19 protein-coding genes and 1 pseudogene are annotated in these 21,144 nt (G+C 72.0%); 15 read left to right on the top strand and 5 right to left on the bottom strand.

Translation table 11 applies throughout. The features are described from left to right. The first annotated feature begins 101 nt into the window (after positions 1-101). From lepB to ACZ3YL_RS34315, 8 genes are all read left to right on the top strand, one after another. Positions 102-857, top strand: a complete 756-nt coding sequence (lepB, locus tag ACZ3YL_RS34350) for a signal peptidase I (protein ID WP_188307068.1) — start codon at positions 102-104, stop codon at positions 855-857. A gap of 112 nt (positions 858-969) precedes the next feature. Beyond that, complete coding sequence (locus ACZ3YL_RS34345) at positions 970-1,443, top strand: NUDIX hydrolase (protein WP_188307067.1); 474 nt, start codon at positions 970-972, stop codon at positions 1,441-1,443. 55 nt (positions 1,444-1,498) lie between these two features. Further along, positions 1,499-1,825, top strand: a complete 327-nt coding sequence (locus ACZ3YL_RS34340) for a DUF2469 domain-containing protein (RefSeq protein ID WP_030056781.1) — start codon at positions 1,499-1,501, stop codon at positions 1,823-1,825. A gap of 168 nt (positions 1,826-1,993) precedes the next feature. Then, positions 1,994-2,497 (top strand): YraN family protein, encoded by a 504-nt coding sequence (locus tag ACZ3YL_RS34335; protein ID WP_188307066.1) that lies wholly within the window; start codon positions 1,994-1,996, stop codon positions 2,495-2,497. A 1-nt stretch (position 2,498) separates the two neighbouring features. Next, positions 2,499-4,208, top strand: a complete 1,710-nt coding sequence (locus tag ACZ3YL_RS34330; RefSeq protein ID WP_188307065.1) for a YifB family Mg chelatase-like AAA ATPase — start codon at positions 2,499-2,501, stop codon at positions 4,206-4,208. After that, entirely contained in the window at positions 4,205-5,425 is a 1,221-nt protein-coding gene (gene dprA / locus ACZ3YL_RS34325; RefSeq protein WP_465661281.1) for a DNA-processing protein DprA, read from the top strand. Before ACZ3YL_RS34330 ends, dprA begins: the two co-directional genes overlap by 4 nt. A 615-nt stretch (positions 5,426-6,040) precedes the next feature. Next, entirely contained in the window at positions 6,041-6,847 is an 807-nt protein-coding gene (gene whiG / locus ACZ3YL_RS34320) for an RNA polymerase sigma factor WhiG (protein WP_188307083.1), read from the top strand. 114 nt (positions 6,848-6,961) lie between these two features. Further along, complete coding sequence (locus ACZ3YL_RS34315) at positions 6,962-7,546, top strand: TetR/AcrR family transcriptional regulator (protein ID WP_465661314.1); 585 nt, start codon at positions 6,962-6,964, stop codon at positions 7,544-7,546. 203 nt (positions 7,547-7,749) lie between these two features. On the opposite strand, the pseudogene ACZ3YL_RS34310 reads toward ACZ3YL_RS34315, so the two are convergent. Next, a pseudogene (locus ACZ3YL_RS34310) lies at positions 7,750-8,253 on the bottom strand (peptidoglycan DD-metalloendopeptidase family protein); the annotation flags it as partial. Between the two features lie 658 nt (positions 8,254-8,911). On the opposite strand from ACZ3YL_RS34310, the gene rpsB reads away from it, so the two are divergent. From rpsB to rlmN, 6 genes are all read left to right on the top strand, one after another. Next, positions 8,912-9,799: a 30S ribosomal protein S2 gene (gene rpsB, locus ACZ3YL_RS34305; protein ID WP_465661279.1), complete on the top strand. Its 888-nt coding sequence runs from the start codon at positions 8,912-8,914 to the stop codon at positions 9,797-9,799. Between the two features lie 129 nt (positions 9,800-9,928). Further along, positions 9,929-10,768: a translation elongation factor Ts gene (gene tsf / locus ACZ3YL_RS34300; protein ID WP_188307062.1), complete on the top strand. Its 840-nt coding sequence runs from the start codon at positions 9,929-9,931 to the stop codon at positions 10,766-10,768. A gap of 262 nt (positions 10,769-11,030) precedes the next feature. Beyond that, positions 11,031-11,795: a UMP kinase gene (gene pyrH, locus ACZ3YL_RS34295; RefSeq protein WP_030056790.1), complete on the top strand. Its 765-nt coding sequence runs from the start codon at positions 11,031-11,033 to the stop codon at positions 11,793-11,795. 96 nt (positions 11,796-11,891) lie between these two features. Beyond that, positions 11,892-12,449, top strand: coding sequence for a ribosome recycling factor (gene frr / locus ACZ3YL_RS34290; RefSeq protein WP_188307061.1), 558 nt, complete (start codon positions 11,892-11,894; stop codon positions 12,447-12,449). A gap of 320 nt (positions 12,450-12,769) precedes the next feature. After that, on the top strand, positions 12,770-14,056 hold the full coding sequence (locus ACZ3YL_RS34285; RefSeq protein WP_465661276.1) for a phosphatidate cytidylyltransferase: 1,287 nt from the start codon (positions 12,770-12,772) through the stop codon (positions 14,054-14,056). A gap of 73 nt (positions 14,057-14,129) precedes the next feature. After that, the gene (gene rlmN, locus ACZ3YL_RS34280) at positions 14,130-15,230 is read left to right on the top strand and encodes a dual-specificity RNA methyltransferase RlmN (RefSeq protein ID WP_188307060.1); all 1,101 of its coding nucleotides are present in this window, start codon (positions 14,130-14,132) and stop codon (positions 15,228-15,230) included. Positions 15,231-15,277: 47 nt separating this feature from the next. Here rlmN and ACZ3YL_RS34275 read toward each other — a convergent pair whose 3' ends face one another. The 4 genes from ACZ3YL_RS34275 to ACZ3YL_RS34260 all read right to left on the bottom strand — a co-directional run bounded on the left by ACZ3YL_RS34275 (position 15,278) and on the right by ACZ3YL_RS34260 (position 19,324). After that, on the bottom strand, positions 15,278-16,429 hold the full coding sequence (locus ACZ3YL_RS34275) for a hypothetical protein (RefSeq protein WP_465661274.1): 1,152 nt from the start codon (positions 16,427-16,429) through the stop codon (positions 15,278-15,280). Between the two features lie 48 nt (positions 16,430-16,477). Next, a complete protein-coding gene (locus ACZ3YL_RS34270; RefSeq protein WP_188307058.1) occupies positions 16,478-17,233 on the bottom strand; it encodes an ABC transporter ATP-binding protein in 756 nt (251 codons plus the stop codon). Positions 17,234-17,459: 226 nt separating this feature from the next. Then, the gene (locus ACZ3YL_RS34265) at positions 17,460-18,854 is read right to left on the bottom strand and encodes an aspartate aminotransferase family protein (protein ID WP_188307057.1); all 1,395 of its coding nucleotides are present in this window, start codon (positions 18,852-18,854) and stop codon (positions 17,460-17,462) included. Next, positions 18,851-19,324, bottom strand: coding sequence for an Lrp/AsnC family transcriptional regulator (locus tag ACZ3YL_RS34260; RefSeq protein ID WP_030306695.1), 474 nt, complete (start codon positions 19,322-19,324; stop codon positions 18,851-18,853). The genes ACZ3YL_RS34265 and ACZ3YL_RS34260 overlap by 4 nt, the downstream gene beginning before the upstream one ends. Before the next feature lie 268 nt (positions 19,325-19,592). On the opposite strand from ACZ3YL_RS34260, the gene ACZ3YL_RS34255 reads away from it, so the two are divergent. After that, positions 19,593-21,068: a gamma-aminobutyraldehyde dehydrogenase gene (locus ACZ3YL_RS34255; protein ID WP_188307056.1), complete on the top strand. Its 1,476-nt coding sequence runs from the start codon at positions 19,593-19,595 to the stop codon at positions 21,066-21,068. The last annotated feature ends 76 nt before the right edge of the window (positions 21,069-21,144 follow it).

Raw genomic sequence — 21,144 nt, 5'->3', positions numbered from 1 at the left:
ACGAGTAATCTGCTCGGACGTGCCACGGCCCGTCGGCGTTCGCGTCCGAGCCACCGGCGTGCCAGTGGTGTTCTCCGGTCGGCCAGAGGTGGACGGTTTCGATGAGCAGTGTCGTGGAACAGTCGGCCGGCCAGCCGGACGCGCCCACCCGTCCCGGCCGTAGGCCCGCCGCGGTGCTGCAGGGCGTCGCGCTCGCGCTCGGGCTGCTGATGATGATCGGCGGTTTCGCCCTGATCGCGGTCGACTACCGGCCGTACAAGATCCCCACCGCCTCGATGCACCCGACGCTCCAGGTCGGCGACACCGTGCTCGCCCGCAAGGTCGACGGCGGCGCCATCGGCCGGGGCGACGTGGTGGTCTTCCGCGACCAGGCCTGGGGCGGGGAGCTCATGGTCAAGCGGGTCGTCGCGGTCGGCGGTGACACCGTCGCCACCACCGCGGACGACCACCGGCTGACGGTCAACGGACAACCGGTGGACGAGCCGTACCTCGCGACCCAGGGCCGCCAGGGCGAGTCGTTCAGCGTGACCGTGCCGCAGGGCCGGCTGTTCCTGCTCGGCGACAACCGGGTCGGCTCGCTCGACTCCCGCACCCATTTGGAGGTCGACGGCGGGACCGTCCCGGCCACCGCGGTCGAGGCCAGGGTCGAGGCCACTCTGCTGCCCTCCGGGCGGACCGGCCTGCTGCACCGGACCGCGGCCTTCGACGGTTTCGCGGGCCCGAGGGCCGCGGACCCGGGACCGCTGGAGCCGGCCGCCTACGCCAGCGTTGCGGGCGCGGCGCTGATCGTCGTGACCTCGGCGGTGGGCGGGGTCACGGGACTGGCGCGTCGGTTCCGCCGGGAGCGCAGCTCCTGAGCGCGGCCGTCGCGGGCCGGGCCGCTCTGCCGAACATCGCCCCGGACGGACGCGCCGGGTGGCAGGATCGGTAGCGCCATCGATGCGAACGGAAGGAGCGTGGAGCGCTGCCATGACTGCACAGCGTCGCAGGGCGGCGCGGATCCTGCTGCTGGACGGGCAGGACCGCATCCTCCTCTTCCGGGGGGCCGACCCCGCGGTCCCCGACGAGACGTGGTGGTTCACGCCCGGCGGCGGCTTGGAGCCGGGGGAGGACGTGCGGGAGGCCGCCGAGCGGGAGCTCGCGGAGGAGACCGGCTTGCGGGGTGTGGACCTGGGGCCCTTGGTGGCGTACGGCACGGTGTCGTTCTCCTTTCAGGGACAGCGCTACGAGCAGGAGCAGTGGTTCCACCTGGCCCGGACCGCGGAGACGGATCTGGACCACTCGGGCATGGGCGAGGACGAACACGCCCAGCTGCTCGCGGCGCGCTGGTGGACGGTCGAGGAACTGCGGGGGACCGCCGACACGGTCTATCCGGTCGGGCTGGCGGGCTTCCTGGGACGACTGCTGGCAGAGGGCCCGCCGGTCGATCCGGTACGGCTCTGAGCGTGGGTGCGGTGGTCCACAATGGGTGGACGTGACAAGTTGAGGGGACGCCTGGATGAGTGCCGAAGATCTCGAGAAGTACGAGACCGAGATGGAGCTCAAGCTCTACCGGGAGTACCGGGACGTCGTCGGCCTGTTCAAGTACGTGATCGAGACCGAGCGACGTTTCTACCTCACCAACGACTACGAGCTGCAGGTGCACTCGGTCCAGGGCGAGGTGTTCTTCGAGGTGTCGATGGCGGATGCGTGGGTCTGGGACATGTACCGGCCGGCCCGGTTCGTCCGTAAGGTCCGGGTGCTGACCTTCAAGGACGTGAACATCGAGGAACTCGCGAAGAGCGATCTGGAGCTGCCCTCGGACGAGTCCGGCTTCGGGAACTGACGTTGGACGACTCCGTCCCGCGTTGTCCAGCCGAATTTCGCGTGACGAGGGCTTCTCACTCCTGCGGGTGACAGGAGTTGTCCCCAGGCCCGGGTTATCCACAGGCAACCGGTAATTCCCGGCTTCGGCTTGCGCGGTGGTGCAGCCTCCTCGGCGGAGGTGGTCACCATGCAGAACACCATCGTGCAGGACCAGGCCGTACCGAACGCGGCCGAGAACGAGGCGGACGACCGGGCGGACCAGGACCGCACCACCAGGAGCGGGCTCGGCCGCTACGGGGAGCGGGTCGCCGCCCGTCACCTCGCGGAGGCCGGGCTCCGCATCCTCGACCGCAACTGGCGCTGCGTCGAGGGCGAGCTGGACATCGTCGCCCTGGACGGCGACACCGTCGCGGTCTGCGAGGTGAAGACCCGCTCCGAGCGGGGCTTCCAGCAGCCCAGCGAGGCCATCGACCGGGTCAAGGCCGCCCGGCTGCAGCGGCTGGCGGAGCGCTGGCTGGCCGAACGCTGGCCCGGGCACTTCGCCCGGCTGGCCGGGCCCGGGTACGACCCCGGGCCGTCCGATCCGCAGTGGCCGCCCGCCCCACCGGGCGGGGTGCGGATCGACCTGGTCGCCGTGGTCAACCGGGCGCGGGGTGCGGCCCTGGTCGACCACCTGCGGGGGGTGCTCTGAGATGGCCTTCGCCCGTACCTGTTCCGTCGCGCTGGTCGGGGTCGACGGGGTGATCGTCGAGGTCCAGGCCGATCTGGAGCCCGGGGTGGCCGCGTTCACCCTGGTCGGCCTGCCCGACAAGGCACTCACCGAGGCCCGCGACCGGGTCCGCGCCGCAGTCTGCAACAGCGGGGAGGCCTGGCCCCAGCGCAAGCTGACCGTCGGGCTCAGCCCCGCCTCGGTGCCCAAGAGCGGCAGCGGCTTCGACCTCGCGGTGGCCTGCGCCGTGCTGGCCGCCGCCGAACGGCTCGACCCGTCCTCCATCGCCGACCTGCTGCTCATCGGCGAGCTCGGGCTGGACGGCCGGGTGCGGCCGGTCCGCGGGGTGCTGCCGTCGGTGCTGGCCGCTGCCGAAGCCGGGTACGAACGAGTGGTGGTCGCCGAGCAGACGGCGCCCGAGGCCTCGCTCGTCCCGGGGGTGACGGTGCTCGGGGTCCGCAGCCTGCGCCAGCTGGTCGCCGTCCTGACCGGGGCGACGCCACCGGAGGAGCCGCCCGAGCCGATCGGCGGTCGACCGGATCCGCTGATGGCCGGCCTGATGCTGCCGAGCGCGAGCGTCCGGGGCCTGTCCGACGACCGGGCCCTGCGGTTCGACATGGCCGACGTGGCCGGTCAGTACGAGGCCCGGCGAGCCCTGGAGATCGCCGCGGCCGGAGGACACCACCTCTACCTCAAGGGGCCGCCGGGCGCGGGCAAGACGATGCTGGCGGAGCGGCTGCCCTCACTTCTCCCGCCGCTGACCCAACAGGAGTCGCTGGAGGTCACCGCCGTCCACTCGGTGGCCGGCCTGCTCCCGGTCGGGCGTCCACTGATCGACACCGCGCCCTACTGCGCCCCGCACCACTCCACCACGATGCCCGCGATCGTCGGTGGCGGCAGCGGTCTGCCGAGACCGGGGGCGGTGTCCCTCGCCCACCGGGGAGTGCTCTTCCTCGATGAGGCGCCGGAGTTCCCGGTGCGGGTGCTCGACGCGCTGCGTCAGCCGCTGGAGTCGGGCGAGGTGGTGATCGCCCGCTCGGCCGGATCGCTCCGGCTCCCGGCCCGGTTCCTCCTCTGTCTGGCCGCCAACCCCTGTCCGTGCGGCCGGTACTCACGGCGGGGCGAGGGTTGCGAGTGCACCCCGGCCATGGTCAGCCGGTACCAGGGGCGGCTCTCCGGGCCGCTGCTGGACCGGGTCGACCTCCAGGTCCAGGTCGCCCCGGTGACCAGGATCGAGCTGATGGAGCGGGACACCACCGCCGAGAGCACCGAGACCGTCGCGGCCCGGGTGCTGGCCGCGCGGGAGCGGGCCGCGGCCCGGCTGGCGCACACCCCGTGGCGGACCAACGCGGAGGTGCCCGGCCACGAACTGCGGACCCGGTGGCAGCTCGGGCCCGGTGCGCTCAACGACGTCGCCCGTCAGCTGGAGCGCGGTCTGCTGACCGCCCGCGGTCTGGACCGGGTGCTCCGGGTCGCCTGGACGGTCGCCGACCTCGCCGGCCGCGACCGGCCGGAGCAGCGGGACGTGCGCACCGCCCTGGTCCTGCGCACCGGGGTCGAGCAGGGGCTCCCGCTGCCCGAACGCGGCTACGGCCGGGCCGGGGTCATCCCGGCGCAGCGCAGGACCGGCCCGGAGGACGACTGGCCCGACACACCGAAGGAGCCCCCGGCGAACAAGGAGGAGGCGGTATGAACCAGCTGTTGGGACACCTCCAAGCACCCCGAGCACCTCAAGCACCCCAAGCACCCCGAGCACCGCGAACGGCCGAGGCCGGTCCGCCGGCCGGGCTCGAAGCGGAGCGCCACGCCCGGGCCCTGCTCAACCGGCTCAGCGAACCGGGCGACGCGGTGGTCGGTCGCTGGCTCGGCCAACTCCCCGCCGTGGAGGTGGTCCGGGCGATCCGGGAGGGCGATGTCCCCGACCATCCCGGGCTGGACGCCGCCCGGTTGGCCGCCTACCAGGCGCGACTCCCGGGCCTCGACCCGGCGAACGACCTGAAACGGGTACGGGACATCGGTGGGCGCTTCATCATTCCGGGGGACACGGAATGGCCCAGTCAACTGGACGACCTGGGCGACGGACGCCCGATCGGGCTGTGGACCACCGGCACCGGGTCACTGCGGCTGCTCGCCCTCCGCTCGGTGGCGGTGGTGGGCTCGCGGGCTTGCACGGCCTACGGCGCCCATGTCGCGGGTGAGCTCTCGGCCCAACTGGCCGAGCGCGGCTGGGTCGTGGTCTCCGGAGCCGCGTACGGGATCGACGCCGCGGCCCACCGAGGGGCGCTGGCCGTCGGCGGGATGACCGTCGCCGTGCTGGCCTGCGGAGTTGACGTGGCCTACCCGAAGGGGAACGCCGAACTGATCCGGCGGATCGGTGTCCAGGGCCTGCTGGTCAGTGAACTCCCGCCCGGAGAACACCCGAACCGCTTCCGCTTCGTGCTCCGCAACCGGGTCATCGCGGCGCTGACCCGGGGCACCGTGGTGGTCGAGGCGGCCGTGCGCAGCGGAGCCCTGAGCACGGCCAGGCGAGCGCGGGACCTCAACCGCCACACCATGGGCGTCGCCGGCCCCGTCACCTCGGAGCTCTCCGCCGGGGTGCACGCCCTGATCCGCAGCGGCGGCGCCACGCTGGTCACCGACGCGGCCGAGATCACCGAACTGGTCGGCGCGATCGGGGAGGACTTGGCCCCGCAGCGCAGCGGTCCGGTCCTGCCGAGGGACTTGCTGGAGCCACCGGTGGCCCGGGTGCTGGAGGCCGTGCCGGCCACGGCGGAGGGCGCTCCGGTCGAGCGGCTGGCCCGCCAGTCCGGTCTCCCGCCGGACGAAGTCCTGCAGCGGCTCTACGAGTTGGTGTCGCTCGGCTTCGTGGAGCGGCACGGGGCGCACTGGCGAGCGGTGCGGAGGAGGTGAGCGGCGGAAGGACGAACACGGGTGCGCCCGGGGGAGGCGAGCGGGCACGGTCCGGCTGACCTGCTGATCCGGTTCTTCCGCTCGTGTGCCCGGATCCGGTGAGTGAACGCCACCGGATCGGGGGACGACCGAGTGGCGGTAGCGCTTTGCAGTGAGTCGGTCACGCTACGCTCCACATGCCTTCCCTATCAGCACATGACTCGGCAGAACGGCGCAGACCAACGTATGCCCACACACATTCCCGGACACAGAGTGACCGGTGGCGCTCGGTCCTCGGGAGGGCCGCGGACCGAGCGGCGCACCGTGACCGAGTTCCCGCCCAAAGCGGCGGGGACGATGGGGGGCCTGTCGCGTCAGGGCGGCCGGCCGACGGTGGTGCCGGGCCAGCCCGCGGACACGACCAGGGACGCTGACACGACCAAGGGTGCCGACACGGCCCACAGCACCGACACGCTCCACACCACCGAGCCGGCCCAGCCGGCCCACACCACCGGGGCGGTGGGCGAGGCGGACGCGCCGGGGGGCGCGGCCGTCGACCGCGCCCCCCGGTTGCCTTTGAGCGCCCCCGCGCCGGACGCCACGTCCCCACCCGTGTCCCGGCCCCGTCGCGAACGGATGGGCGCGGGGGAGGGCGCGGACGGGCGGGAGGGCGGCGCCCCGGGGCGCAGCGCGCTCGAAGAGCTCTGGCGCTCGTACAAGGAGACCGGCGACCAACGGCTGCGCGAGCAGCTGATCCTGCATTACTCACCACTCGTCAAGTACGTGGCGGGTCGGGTCGGGGTCGGTCTGCCCTCCAACGTCGAGCAGGCCGACTTCGTCTCCTCCGGGGTCTTCGGGCTGATCGACGCGATCGAGAAGTTCGACATCGAGCGTGCCATCAAGTTCGAGACCTACGCGATCAGCCGCATCCGCGGCGCGATCATCGACGAGCTGCGCGCCCTGGACTGGATCCCCCGCTCGGTGCGCCAGAAGGCGAAGGCCGTCGAACGGACCTACGCGACGTTGGAGGCCCGGCTGCGCCGGACGCCGCACGACCCCGAGGTCGCGGCCGAGATGGGCATCGCGATCGAGGACCTGCACGCGATCTTCAGCCAGCTGTCACTCGCCAACGTGGTGGCGCTGGACGAACTGCTGCACCCGGTGGGGGAGGGCGGCGACCGGCTGAGCCTGGTGGACACCCTGGAGGACCACGGCGCGGACGACCCGGTCGAGGTGGCCGAGGACCGCGAGCTGCGCAGACTGCTGGCCCAGGCGGTCAACACCCTCCCCGAGCGGGAGAAGACCGTGGTGACGCTCTACTACTACGAGGGGCTCACCCTCGCCGAGATCGGACAGGTGCTGGGGGTCACGGAGAGCCGGGTGAGCCAAATCCACACCAAGTCCGTCCTCCAGTTGCGCGCCAAGCTCTCGGACGTCCGGTAGCGAACGCCGGAGCCGCCCGCCGGGCCCGCCCCCCGCGCCCGGATGCGCGGCGCTGTACCGGCCGTAGGTAGGGCTCCGTACAGTGGGAGCGTGCCGAAGATCCGAGCGGCCACGGTGGCCGAGCATCGCCAGCTGCAGCGGGCAGCCCTCCTGGATGCTGCCCGCATCCTGCTCACCGAGGGTGGCATGGAGGCCCTGACCTTTTCCGCGCTCGCGGCCCGCACCGGGCTGGCGCGTTCCTCCGTCTACGAGTACTTCCGCTCCCGCGCCGCCGTGGTGGAGGCGCTGTGCGAGGCGGACTTCCCGCTCTGGGCGGCCGAGATCGAAGCCGGGATGGCGAGCTGCGACACCGCCGCCGGGCGGATCGAGGCGTACGTCCGCGGTCAGCTGGTGCTGGCCGGCGACCCCAGGCACCGCGCGGTCATGGCCATCTCGGCACTGGAACTGGACGAGGCCGCGCGTGAGCGCATCCGTGCGGCGCACAGCCGGCTCGCCGGTCTGGTCGTCCGGGCCCTGGAGGACCTCGGCCACGAACAGCCCCGGCTCGCCGCGGCGCTGCTGCAGGGGATCGTGGAGGCGGCCGTCCGCCGGGCCGAGCAGTTCGCTGCCGGGGACCGGGCCGGCTGCCCGGTCGAGTCCCCCGAGGCGGTCGCCGATGCCGCCGTCGCCCTGGCGCTGCGCGGTCTCGACCGCACCTGAGCCACCGTAACCACCGCCCGAACCGCCGTCGAACTCCCGCCCGGTCCGCTGCCCTGCCCCCGGGTCGTTCCGTCCGCCCCGTCCGCGCGCCCCGTCCTGGTCAGCGGCAGCAGGCGTGCCCGGCCCGTGCCGAGCAGGGCCAGCGGATCGAGGTATCGGCCGCCACGCAGCAGCCCCCAGTGCAGGCAGTCCCGAGTGCCGCAGTGCCGCCCCTCCGGGGCGAGCTGCCCGATCACCTGCCCGGCGGCCACCGCGGTGCCGACCGGGAGGTTGCCGAGGACGGGCAGGTAGGTGGTCCGCAGCGGGGGAGTCCCGGATCCCGGATGGCTGACGGTCACCACCGGGCGCCCCGCGACCAGCCCGGAGAAGGCGATCACGCCGGCGGCAACCGCCCGCACATCCGTCCCGGGTGCGGCGGCGAGGTCCACTCCCCGGTGCCCGGCCGCCCACGGTTTCGCCGGTGGCTCGAACCGCCCCAGCAACCCGCCCGGCCCGCCCACCGGCCAGGCCCGCGCCACACCCCAACCGGAATCACCGCCGGAATCACCGCCGGCGCCACCTCCACCCGGTACGCCGCCCGCCGGAGCCCCCGCCAGGGCCTCCGCTGCCCCCACCGCACCAGCCGCCCACTCGACCCTCGGCACTTCCCGCGCACCCGCAACCCCCACCAGGGCGAGCAGCGCCGCCAGCGCCACCCCCGTGACCATCCCTCGAACCCCACGGCGTCCAGTCATGCCCCGAGGCTGGCCGTGCCCCCACTCCCGCACCACCCACATCCGGATGCCTGTGGACAAACCACCCCTCACTCCGACCGCCATCCCCCGGACGGGTGTACGGGCGCCGCCATCCGGTGTACAAACGGCATACGAGGACCGTTCGGCGGGCAGTGGGCCGAGCAGTCGGCACCCGTCCTCCGTCCGCAGCGGCCCCGTCCGCCGAAGCCGTTCCCCAGGGCTCCTGCCCGCCGGCCTCCCAGACCGTCCACGGACCGTCGGCCGCTCGTGGCCTGCTCCTCCGCAGCCCGTCCGCAGGCCCTCGCGCGCCCGCGAAGTGGCTCGCTGCTCGACGCTTCCCGTACACTTCACACGCGACCCGGTCCACCGGGTCGACTTCGCACGCCCCGCCACCGGCGGTCGGACGCGGTTCTTCCGCGGCCCCGCCAGGTGCGAGTGCCGCTCGGTCCGCCGAGCCCGACCGGTCCCCGGACCGAACGGGTGGAAGCGGCTCGGCACGATCGGGGCGTCAGGCGTGGCTGTCACCTGGCCGCCACGGACAACCGAGACTGACCCGGCCGTAGGCACTTCACCCGAGGGGAACCCCCGAGGGACCGCCACAGTCGGGCCGTAACACCTGAGGAGCACGGCAATGGCCGTCGTCACGATGCGGGAGCTGCTGGAGAGCGGCGTCCACTTCGGTCACCAGACCCGCCGCTGGAACCCGAAGATGAAGCGCTTCATCATCACCGAGCGCAACGGCATCTACATCATCGACCTGCTGCAGTCGCTGAACTACATCGACCGCGCCTTCGAGTTCATCAAGGAGACCGTTGCCCACGGCGGCAGCGTCCTCTTCGTCGGCACGAAGAAGCAGGCCCAGGAGGCCATCGCCGAGCAGGCCACCCGCGTGGGCATGCCCTACGTGAACCAGCGCTGGCTCGGCGGCATGCTGACCAACTTCTCGACCGTCTACAAGCGTCTGCAGCGCCTGAAGGAGCTCGGCGAGCTGGACTTCTCGGACGTGGCCGGCTCCGGCCTCACCAAGAAGGAGCTCCTGGTCCTCCAGCGCGAGCACGACAAGCTGGAGAAGACCCTCGGCGGTATCCGCGACATGCAGCGCGTTCCCAGCGCCGTCTGGATCGTGGACACCAAGAAGGAGCACATCGCGGTCGGCGAGGCCCGGAAGCTCAACATCCCGGTCGTCGCCATCCTCGACACCAACTGTGACCCGGACGAGGTCGACTACAAGATCCCGGGCAACGACGACGCGATCCGCTCCGTCACCCTGCTGACCCGCGTGATCGCCGACGCCGTCGCCGAGGGCCTGAAGTCCCGCGCCGGTGTCGCCAAGGGCGACACCAAGGCCGAGCCGGGCGCCGACCAGCCGCTGGCCGACTGGGAGAAGGACCTCATCGAGGGCGAGAAGAAGGCCGAGGAGGCCCCCGCCGCCGCTGAGGCCCCGGCCGCTGAGGCCCCCACCGTCGAGGCTCCGGCCGAGGAGGCCCCCGCCGCCGACGCTCCGGCCGAGCAGGCCTGACGTACCAAGGGTGAGGGGCACCCGCCGGTACGACACCGGCAGGTGCCCCTCTCTCCCGCGCCGGGACCGAACCATCGGTCCCGGCGCATCCCCACGCAGACACGCGAGACGCGAGAAGAGATTCACACCATGGCGAACTTCACCGCCGCGGACGTCAAGAAGCTCCGTGAGCTCACCGGCGCCGGCATGATGGACTGCAAGAAGGCCCTGGACGAGGCCGAGGGCAACGTCGAGAAGGCCGTCGAGCTCCTTCGCATCAAGGGCCAGAAGGGTGTTGCCAAGCGCGAGGGCCGTGACGCCTCCAACGGCGCCGTCGCCGCGCTGATCGCCGAGGACAAGAAGTCCGGCGTTCTGGTCGAGCTGAACTGCGAGACCGACTTCGTCGCCAAGGGCGAGAAGTTCGTCGAGGTCGCCGACGCGATCGCCGCCCACGTCGCCAAGACCGCCCCGGCCGACCTGGACGCCGCCCTGGCTTCCGAGATCGAGGCCGGCAAGACCGTTCAGCAGTTCGTCGACGAGGCCAACGCGACCCTGGGCGAGAAGATCGTCTTCCGTCGCTTCGCCCAGTTCGACGGTGACGGCTTCGTCGCGGTCTACCTGCACAAGACCAGCCCTGACCTGCCGCCGGCCGTCGGCGTCCTGGTCGAGCTGGACAAGGAGAACGCCGAGGTCGCCAAGGACGTCGCGCAGCACATCGCCGCTTTCGCGCCGAAGTTCCTGTCCCGCGAGGACATCCCGGCCGAGGACCTCGAGAACGAGCGCCGCGTCGCCGAGGCCACCGCTCGCGAGGAGGGCAAGCCGGAGGCCGCCCTGCCGAAGATCGTCGAGGGCCGCGTCACCGGCTTCGTGAAGGAGAACTCCGTCCTGGAGCAGGCCTTCGCGAAGGACAACAAGAAGACCGTCGCCAAGGTCCTCGAGGAGAACGGCGTCGCCCTCAAGCGCTTCGCCCGCTTCCGCGTCGGCGCCTGAGCCACGTTCCACCTGGTCCCCGGCCCCTTTAGGCTGGGAACCGCCCCCGCCCGCTGACCAGGGCGGGCGGAACGCCGAACGGGCTCACCCAGCGCCAACCGTCCATGGGCGGGCCGTGTCGGCACCATGAACGACGAGGAGGCCATTGCCGTGCAGGACACCGAACCGGTTCCCGCGGCAGTGGCCTCCTCTCGTGTACACGCAGACCGGGCACCCGCACGCCCAGGCCTGTGAGCCAGCAGGTGCAATAAAGGAGAAGTCCATGCAGGAGACGCAGGAGACCGCGCAGGACCCCAAGGCGGGCTCGCGCCGCCGGGTGCTGCTCAAGCTGTCCGGTGAAGCCTTCGCCGGTGGTGGCGGGCTCGGCGTCGACCCGGACGTCGTGCACGCGATCGCCCGTGAGATCGCCACGGTCGTCCGCGCCGGTACCGAGGTCGCGGTGGTCATCGGCGGCGGCAACTTCTTCCGGGGCGCCGAGCTGCAGGTCCGCGGCATGGACCGGGCCCGTTCCGACTACATGGGCATGCTCGGCACCGTCATGAACTGCCTGGCGCTGCAGGACTTCCTGGTCAAGGAGGGCATCGAGACCCGGGTCCAGACCGCCATCACCATGGGCCAGGTCGCCGAGCCGTACCTGCCGCTGCGGGCCGTCCGGCACCTGGAGAAGGGCCGGGTGGTGATCTTCGGCGCCGGTATGGGCATGCCGTACTTCTCCACCGACACCACGGCCGTCCAGCGCGCCCTGGAGATCCACGCCGACGTCCTGCTGATGGGCAAGAACGGCGTGGACGGCGTCTACGACTCCGACCCCCGGACCAACCCGGACGCGGTGAAGTTCGACGCGCTGGAGTACTCCGAGGTCATCGCGCGCGACCTCAAGGTCGCCGACCTCACCGCGATCACGCTGTGCAAGGACAACAACCTCCCGATGCTGGTCTTCGAACTGCTGGCGGAGGGCAATATCGCGCGTGCGGTGAAGAGTGAGAAGATCGGCACACTCATCAGCCAGGATTCTGTCCGGGCCTGAGCAGCAACCAGCCGTGCGGGGCGGCGTCCGCCGCGACCGGCCCCGATGCCGACGCCGGTCGGGACAACAGCAGATGAACCGGACAGGGAGACCACAGTGATCGAAGAGACCCTCCTCGAGGCCGAGGAGAAGATGGAGAAGGCCGTCGTCGTCGCCAAGGACGACCTCGCGGCCATCCGCACCGGCCGGGCCCACCCGGCGATGTTCGCCAAGATCGTCGCCGAGTACTACGGCGCCGTGACGCCGATCAACCAGCTGGCCTCGTTCTCGGTGCCGGAGCCCCGGATGGCGGTCGTCTCGCCGTTCGACAAGACCGCTCTGAAGGCCATCGAGCAGGCGATCCGCGACTCCGACCTGGGTGTCAACCCGTCGAACGACGGCTCCATCATCCGGGTGGTGCTGCCGGAGCTGACCGAGGAGCGCCGGCGCGAGTTCATCAAGATCGCCCGCACCAAGGGCGAGGACGCCAAGGTCTCGATCCGTTCGGTGCGCCGCAAGGCCAAGGACGCCATCGACAAGCTGGTCAAGGACGGCGAGGTCGGCGAGGACGACGGCCGCCGCGCCGAGAAGGAGCTCGACGACACCACGGCCAAGTACGTGACCCAGGTCGACGAGCTGCTGAAGCACAAGGAAGCCGAGCTGCTCGAGGTCTGATGAACGACGCCCCTGACGCCCCTGGCTACTGGGGCCCGTCCGACCAGCAGTTCCAGCCCTATCGTCCGGCGCCGCAGCCGCAGGCACCCCGGCCGCCGGCCAGTCCGGCGCCGGGGTACGGCGAGCACCCGGCGCCGGAGCAGGGCCGGCCGGCTCCCGGTCGGCCCGTTCCCGGCGCGCCGGACCAGGCGCAGCCCTTCCCCGGGCGCCCCGGCGACCGGGCCGCCCACCAGGACGTGCCGGGCGACCGGGCCCTCCGTTCGGATCACTCGCAGCAGCCTCCGGTGTACTGGGGCGGCGACGCGGAGGAGACTCAGGTCATGCCTCCCGTACCGGCCGATCCCGGCCCGCACCCCGGCGCGCCCGACCACGGCCCGGCCCAGGGCGCGTCGGCGGCGCCCGGCGGGTACCCGGCCCCCGGGCAGTACCCGGGTCAGTACCCGGCCCCCGGCCGGCACCCGGCGCACGGTCGGCCGACCGCCCCCGGCGCGCCCGCCGACCCCGGTACGGATCAGGCCCGGGAGCCCGGTCGGATGGGCGGCCCGCTGTTCCGGGACGAGCAGCCCGAGACGGCGCCGCCCGGAGTGACGGAGACGGTCGTGCTGCGCGCGATATCCGACGACGTCACCCCCGCCCCCGGCCACGGCGCCCGGCCGTACCCGGGGGCTCCGGTGCATCCCGCGCCGCCGCAGAGCCACTGGGCGGCCGGGCAGCCCCCCTTCGTGCCGTCGTCCCATCCAGGGCAGGAGACACCCGTGGCCGCCCAGCCCGCCCCGCAGCCGGAGCCGCGCAAGCAGCGCGGTGGCCGTAACCTCCAAGCCGCCATAGGCGTGGGGGTGGGCCTCGGCGTGGTGATCGTCGCCACGCTGTTCGTGGTCAAGGCGCTGTTCCTGTTCGTCGTGATGGCCGCGGTCGCGGTCGGCAGCTGGGAGCTGACCAGCCGGCTCGCCGAGCGCAAGCAGATCAAGGTGCCGCTGATCCCGCTGGTGGTGGGCGGCATCGCGATGGTCGCCACCGGCTACTGGGCCGGCGTCCAGTGGGCCGCGGCCTCGCTCGCGCTGACCGGGCTGGCGGTGATGGTCTGGCGGATGGCCGCGCCACCGGAGAACTACCTGCGCGACATAACGGCGGGTGTGTTCACCGCCTTCTACGTGCCGTTCCTGGCGACCTTCGTGGCGATGATGCTGGCGGCCGACGACGGCCCCCAACGGATCGTGCTCTTCCTGATCGTCACGATCTGCAGCGACACCGGTGCCTACGCGGTGGGCTACAAGTTCGGCAGGACCAAGCTGGCCCCGACGATCAGCCCCGGCAAGACCCGCGAGGGCCTGGCCGGCGGTATCGGCCTGTCGATGCTGGCGGGCGCCCTGCTGATGCAGCTGATCATCGACGGCGGCAGCTGGTGGCAGGGCCTGATCCTGGGCGGCTGTGCCGCGGTCACCGCGACCCTGGGCGACCTGGGCGAGTCGATGATCAAGCGCGACCTCGGGATCAAGGACATGGGCACCCTGCTGCCCGGCCACGGCGGGATCATGGACCGGCTGGACTCGCTGCTGCCGACCGCTCCGGTGGTCTGGCTGCTGCTGGCGGCCTTCGTCGGAAGCTGACCCGCGGATCCGAGCACGGGCCCCGGACGCCAGGCGTCCGGGGCCCTCGCGCGTCTGCGACACTGGAACAACCATGCCTAAGCCCGGAGAACTCACCTTTGTCGCGCCGCGCGGCGCCAAGCCCCCGCGACACCTCGCCGACCTGAGCCCCGCCGAGCGCAAGGAGGCCGTCGCCGAGCTGGGCGAGCAGCCGTTCCGCGCCAAGCAGCTCTCCAACCACTACTTCGGCCGGATGTCGAACGACCCGGCGAGCTGGACGGACATCCCCGCCGCCAGCCGGGAGAAGCTCACCGAGAGCCTGCTGCCCGAGCTGATGTCGGTGGTGCGGCACGTGTCCTGTGACGACGACGCCACCCGCAAGACGCTGTGGAAGCTGTTCGACGGCACGCTCGTCGAGTCGGTGCTGATGCGCTACCCGGACCGGGTCACCATGTGCATCAGTTCGCAGGCCGGCTGCGGCATGAACTGCCCGTTCTGCGCCACCGGCCAGGCGGGGCTGACCCGCAACCTGTCCACCGGCGAGATCGTCGAGCAGATCGCCGCCGGGATGCGCGCGCTCAAGGCCGGTGAGATCCCGGGCGGCGAGGCGCGGCTGTCCAACGTGGTCTTCATGGGCATGGGCGAGCCGCTGGCCAACTACAACCGGGTGCTGGCCGCGATCCGCCGGCTGACCGACCCGGCGCCGGACGGCTTCGGTCTGTCCCAGCGCGGCGTCACCGTTTCCACGGTCGGTCTCGTCCCGGCGATGAACCGGCTGGCCGACGAGGGTCTCAGCTGCCGGCTGGCGCTGTCGCTGCACGCTCCGGACGACGAGCTGCGCGACGAACTGGTCCCGGTGAACACCCGGTGGAAGGTCGCCGAGGTGCTGGACGCGGCCTGGAACTACGCGGAGAAGTCCGGTCGCCGGATCTCCATCGAGTACGCGTTGATCAAGGACATCAACGACCAGGCGTGGCGCGCCGACCTGCTCGGCCGACTGATCAAGAACCACCGGGTGCACGTCAACCTGATCCCGCTGAACCCGACCCCTGGTTCCAAGTGGACCGCCTCCCGGCCCGAGGACGAGCGCGAGTTCGTCCGCCGGCTGCAGTCGCACGGCGTGCCGACGACCGTCCGGGACACCCGCGGCCAGGAGATCGACGGCGCCTGCGGCCAGCTCGCCGCGGCGGGCTGAGGAAGCGGCGGGCTGAGGGACCGGCGGGCTGAGGAACCGAGCGGGAGCTAGCGCAGCCCGGCGGCCGCCAGTGCGGCGGTCGCCCCGCCGGTCAGCAGCAGGGTGGTGCCCACCGCGAGGGTGCGCAGCGCGACCGCGCCGAACAGCAGCCGGGGGGAGGCACCGAGGCGCAGCAGCGCGTCGGTGATCTCCCGTCGGTCGGTGCGGACCTCGGCGAGCCGGGCGATCACCGCGGCGGCCGCGCAGCCGAGCACCAGGCAGGCCTCGACGGCGGGCAGCGCGTCGGCGCTGTCGGGGGTGCCGATCCAGTAGCGGACGGTGGTCAGCACCAGGGCGACGACCAGGGTGAGGACGGCCAGTGGCGGGCCGAGCCGGCGGGCCTGGGCGGTGAGGCCGCGTCCGGCCAGCAGTCGCAGTGGGGTGGGCCGGCCGAGGGCGAGCAGCCGCCCGGTCCAGGCGAGCAGCGGGCCGGTGAGCAGGGCGAGGCCGAGCGCACTGGCGGTCCAGCCGCCGAGGGCGGCGGTGCTGGTGCTGCCGAGTCCGGCCGGCAGGTGGATCGGACGGCCGTCGGCGGGGGCGCCGGGGCGCAGCGCGATGAGTTCGAGTGCGGCGCCGATGACGACCAGTCCGACCGGTACGGCGATCCGCAGCGGGCCGAAGTCGGTCCGGCCGTGGGTGCGGCCGCCGGGCAGGGTTTCGGCGACGGGCACCGCGCAGCCGGCGGCGAGGCCCGCGGTGAGCGGGACCAGGGCGAGCAGGGTGACCGGCGCGGCGGCTGGCAGCGGCACGCCCATGCCGAGGTCGGGGGCGAGCGAGGGCCCGGCGATGTCGTTGCGCAGCACCAGGAAGACCAGCAGGGTGAGCACGCTGCCGAGGGTGCAGGCGAGGGCGACCTCGCCGGCGATCAGGGTGCGGATCCGGCGGGAGCCGGCCCCGGCGGCGGTGAGGCCGGCCATCCGCTCGGGACGCCGGGCGGGCACCGAGCGGGCGGCGACGGCGGCGAACCAGGCGACGGCGGCGAGCGGGGGCAGGCACCAGAGCAGTCGCACCAGGGCGTCGGCGCCGCCGAGCGGGTCGCTCAGCGCCCGGCCGAGGGAGCGCAGCAGGAAGGCGGCGACGACGGCGGCCGCCAGTGCGGTGAGCAGCCAGCGGCCGAGGTCGGGCACCCGGTAGCCCCGGGCCAGACGGAGGTAGAACACGTCGACTCTTTCAGCGGCGAGGACCCACAGGACACGCTCCCGGCTTCGTCAGCGGCGGGTGGCCGTGACGGCGGAGGCACCGGCCGTGCCGGGGGCGGCGGTGCCGCGCGGGACGGGGGCGGCGGGTGCGGTGAGCCGTCCGTCGACGAGGGCGACGGCGCGGTCCGCGAACCGGACGAGCTCGGGGTCGTGGGTGGCCAGGACGAGGGTGAGCTGGTGCGAGCGGGCCGCGCTGGTCAGTATCCGCAGGACCTGGTCGGCGGCCTCGCGGTGCAGCGGGGCGGTGGGGTCGTCGGCGAAGACGACGGGTGGCAGCGGGGCGAGGGCGCGGGCCACGGCGATCCGCTGGCGCTGGCTCTGGACCAGCCGGTCGGGGCGCTGCCGGGCGATCTCGCCGACGTCGAGGCGTTCCAGCCATTCGTCGGCGGCGGTGTAGGCGGCCTTGTTGCCGGCGCCGGCGAGCAGCAGCGGCAGGGCGACGTTCTCGCGGGCGGTCAGTTCGGGCACCAGGTGCGGCTCGGAGCCGACGAAGCCGAAGCGGTCGCGGCGGAGGCGTTCGCGGCCGGCCCGGCCGAGGGTGTGGACGGGGGCGCTGTTGAACCAGACCTCGCCCTCGTCGACCGGGAGCTGGGCGGAGAGGCAGCCGAGCAGGGTGCTCTTGCCGCAGCCGCGGGGGCCGGTGACGGCGAGCACCTCGCCCTCGCGGACGCCGATGGAGATGCCGCGCAGGGCGGGGGTGCCGGAGTGGGACTTGACGATCCCTCGGGCCCACAGCACGTCGTTGTCAGGCGGTGCCGCTGACATGAGGTTCCATCCTGGGTGGCCGCAGGGATATGACAGTCGTCAGATTAGAACGACCGGGGCCGGTCGCGGTTGCGGCGCTCTGGGCCATCACGGGCAAATCACCCGCATTCAGGCATGTTTGGTCGTACGACTGTGATGTTCCGTGCCGGTGGTGTGAACGCCGAAGGGCGGCCCCGCGGGAGCGGGACCGCCCTTCGGCGGAGGGTGGGGAAGAAGGCTCAGGAGGTCAGATCTTCGCCCACGCGTCGGTGAGGCTGGTCCGCAGGATCTGCTCGATCTCGTCGAAGGTCGACTGGTCGGAGATCAGCGGCGGGGCCAGCTGGACGACCGGGTCGCCACGGTCGTCGGCGCGGCAGTACAGGCCGTTGTCGAAGAGGGCCTTCGACAGGAAGCCGTAGAGCACGCGCTCGACCTCGTCGTCGTTGAACGACTCCTTGGTGACCTTGTCCTTCACGAGCTCGATGCCGTAGAAGTACCCGTTGCCGCGGACGTCGCCGACGATCGGCAGGTCGCGCAGCTTGTTCAGGGTGCCCAGGAACGCGGCCTCGTTGTCGAGCACGTGCTGGTTGAGGCCCTCGCGCTCGAAGATGTCGAGGTTGGCCAGCGCCACCGCGGAGGAGACCGGGTGCCCACCGAAGGTGTAGCCGTGCAGGAAGGTGTTGTCACCCTTGTAGAACGGCTCGGCGAGGCGGTCCGAGATGATGGTGGCGCCGATCGGGGAGTAGCCCGAGGTCATGCCCTTGGCGCAGGTGATCATGTCGGGCTGGTAGCCGAACTTGTCGGCGCCGAACATGGTGCCGAGGCGGCCGAAGGCGCAGATGACCTCGTCCGAGACCAGCAGCACGTCGTGGCGGTCGCAGATCTCGCGCAGGCGCTGGAAGTACCCGGGCGGCGGCGGGAAGCAGCCGCCGGCGTTCTGCACCGGCTCGACGAAGACGGCGGCGACGGTCTCGGCGCCCTCGTTGAGGATGGCCACCTCGATCTCGTCGGCGCACCAGCGGCCGTAGGCCTCGGGGTCGACCGTGCCGTCGGGGCCGGCCAGGAAGGCCGGGGCGCGGTAGATGTTGGTGTTCGGGGCCTTGTGGGTGCCCGGCACCAGCGGCTCGAACGGGGCCTTCAGGCCCGGCAGGCCGGTGATGGACAGCGCGCCCTGCGGCGTGCCGTGGTAGGCGACGGCACGCGAGATGACCTTGTACTTGGTCGGCTTGCCGGTCAGCTTGAAGTACTGCTTGGCGAGCTTCCAGGCGGTCTCGACGGCCTCGCCGCCACCGGTGGAGAAGAAGACCTTGTTCAGGTCGCCCGGGGCGTAGTGGGCCAGTCGCTCGGCCAGCTCGACGGCCTTCGGGTGGGCGTAGCTCCACACCGGGAAGAAGGCGAGCTCCTTGGCCTGCTTGGCGGCGGCCTCGGCGAGCTCCTCGCGGCCGTGACCGGCCTGGACGACGAACAGGCCGGCCAGGCCGTCGAGGTACTTGCGGCCCTTGTCGTCCCAGACGTAGGTGCCCTCGCCCTTGACGATGGTCGGCACGGGGGAGTTCTCGTACGACGACATGCGGGTGAAGTGCATCCACAGGTGGTCGTAGGCGGTCTTGGAAAGGTCCTTCTGCGCCGGGTCGGCTGTCATCGGGTGCCCCAGGTGTAGGTCTGTTTCCGGAGCTTCAGGTAAACGAAGCTCTCGGTGCTCCGCACGCCGGGAAGCGCGCGGATGCGCTTGTTGATCATTTCGAGCAGGTGTTCGTCGTCCTCGCAGACCAGTTCGGCCAGCAGATCGAACGAGCCTGCGGTGCAGACGACGTAGTCGACCTCGTCGAGGGCGGCCAGCGCGTCGGCGACGGGCTCGATGTCGCCCTCGACCCGGATGCCGACCATCGCCTGGCGGGTGAAGCCGACGGTGAGCGGGTCCGTGACGGCGACGATCTGCATCACGCCTTGGTCGAGCAGCTTCTGCACGCGCTGACGTACGGCTGCCTCGGACAGGCCGACGGCCTTGCCGATGGCGGCGTACGGGCGGCGCCCGTCCTCCTGGAGCTGCTCGATGATCGCCTTGGAGGCGGCGTCGAGGGGAACGCTGGCGTTCCGGTCGCGGTTGGCCACGCGGCCACTGTGCCTGATCGTTCCTCTGTTCGCAAGCGTGGAAACTGCTGATTTCGTCGCGCTCCGGGAAAACGCATGCGGATTTCATCGTGTGAGCGGGCAGCACCTGTCGATCCCGGCAGTGTTGCGGCTACCCTGGCACGGTACGCGCGAGCCCCCGCAGGGCGGCGCGCATTCCGCCACCAGTGGACGGTGCCGCTCCGGGCCCGGCCACTCGGCACCCTTCGTAGGCCGGATCCGCCGACGTACCATGGCGCCGGAATCTGCAATGCCGCAGGCCCAGACCGAGGAGAGACCCGTGAGCGACCTTCGCACGCTGCGCAACTACATCAACGGTGAGTTCGTCGACGCGGCCGACGGCCGCACGCTCGACATCGTCGACCCGACCACCGGCGAGGTGTACGCGACGTCGCCGCTGTCCGGTGCCGCTGACGTGGACGCCGCCATGGCCTCGGCGGCCGCCGCGTTCCCGATCTGGCGCGATGCCACCCCGAGCACCCGGCAGAAGCTGCTGCTCAAGATCGCCGACGCGATCGAGACCCGGGCCGACGAGATCGTCGACGCCGAGGTGCGCAACACCGGCAAGCCGCGCGCGCTGACCCTCTCCGAGGAGATCGGCCCGATGGTGGACCAGATCCGCTTCTTCGCCGGTGCCGCCCGCCTGCTGGAGGGCAAGGCCGCCGGTGAGTACATGGACGGGATGACCTCGATCATCCGCCGCGAGCCGGTCGGCGTCTGTGCCCAGGTCGCGCCGTGGAACTACCCGATGATGATGGCGGTCTGGAAGTTCGCCCCGGCCATCGCGGCCGGCAACGCCGTCGTGCTGAAGCCCTCGGACACCACCCCGGCCTCCACCGTGCTGCTGGCCGAGATCATCGGCGGCGTGCTCAAGGAGCTGGACCTGCCGGCCGGCGTCTTCAACGTCATCTGCGGCGACCGCGAGACCGGCAAGCTGATGGTCGAGCACAGGACCCCGGCGATGGCCTCCATCACCGGTTCGGTCCGGGCCGGCATCCAGGTCGCCGAGTCGGCCTCCAAAGACGTCAAGCGCGTCCACCTGGAGCTGGGCGGCAAGGCCCCGGTCGTGGTCTTCGAGGACGCCGACATCGCCGAGGCCGTCGAGGGCATCTCGGTGGCGGGCTACTTCAACGCCGGCCAGGACTGCACCGCCGCCACCCGCGTGCTGGTGCACGAGTCGATCCACGACGCCTTCGTCGAGGCGCTGGCCAAGGCCGCGGCCGAGACCAAGACCGGCGGCGTGGACGACGAGGACGTGCTCTACGGCCCGCTGAACAACGCCAACCAGCTGAAGCAGGTGGCGGGCTTCATCGAGCGGCTGCCCGCCCACGCCAAGGTCGAGGCCGGCGGCCACCAGGTCGGCGACAAGGGCTACTTCTACGCCCCGACCGTCGTCTCCGGCCTGCTCCAGGACGACGAGATCATCCAGAACGAGGTCTTCGGCCCGGTCATCACCGTGCAGAAGTTCACCGACGAGGACCAGGCCGTCGAGTACGCCAACGGCGTCGAGTTCGCGCTGGCCTCCTCGGTGTGGACCAAGGACCACGCCCGCGCCATGCGGATGTCCCGCCGCCTGGACTTCGGCTGCGTCTGGATCAACACCCACATCCCGCTGGTCGCCGAGATGCCGCACGGCGGCTTCAAGAAGTCCGGCTACGGCAAGGACCTGTCGTCGTACGGCTTCGAGGACTACACCCGGGTGAAGCACGTCATGACCGCGATCTAGTCGGGAATCGTCCGAACTGACGAGGGGCCCGGGTCTTTTCGACCCGGGCCCTGTCGCTTTGCACCCTGTCGGCGGG

The organism is Kitasatospora sp. NPDC023176 (assembly GCF_055560495.1).
Note: the sequence above shows the minus strand (reverse complement) of the source record. Positions and strands in the feature narration are given on the sequence as shown.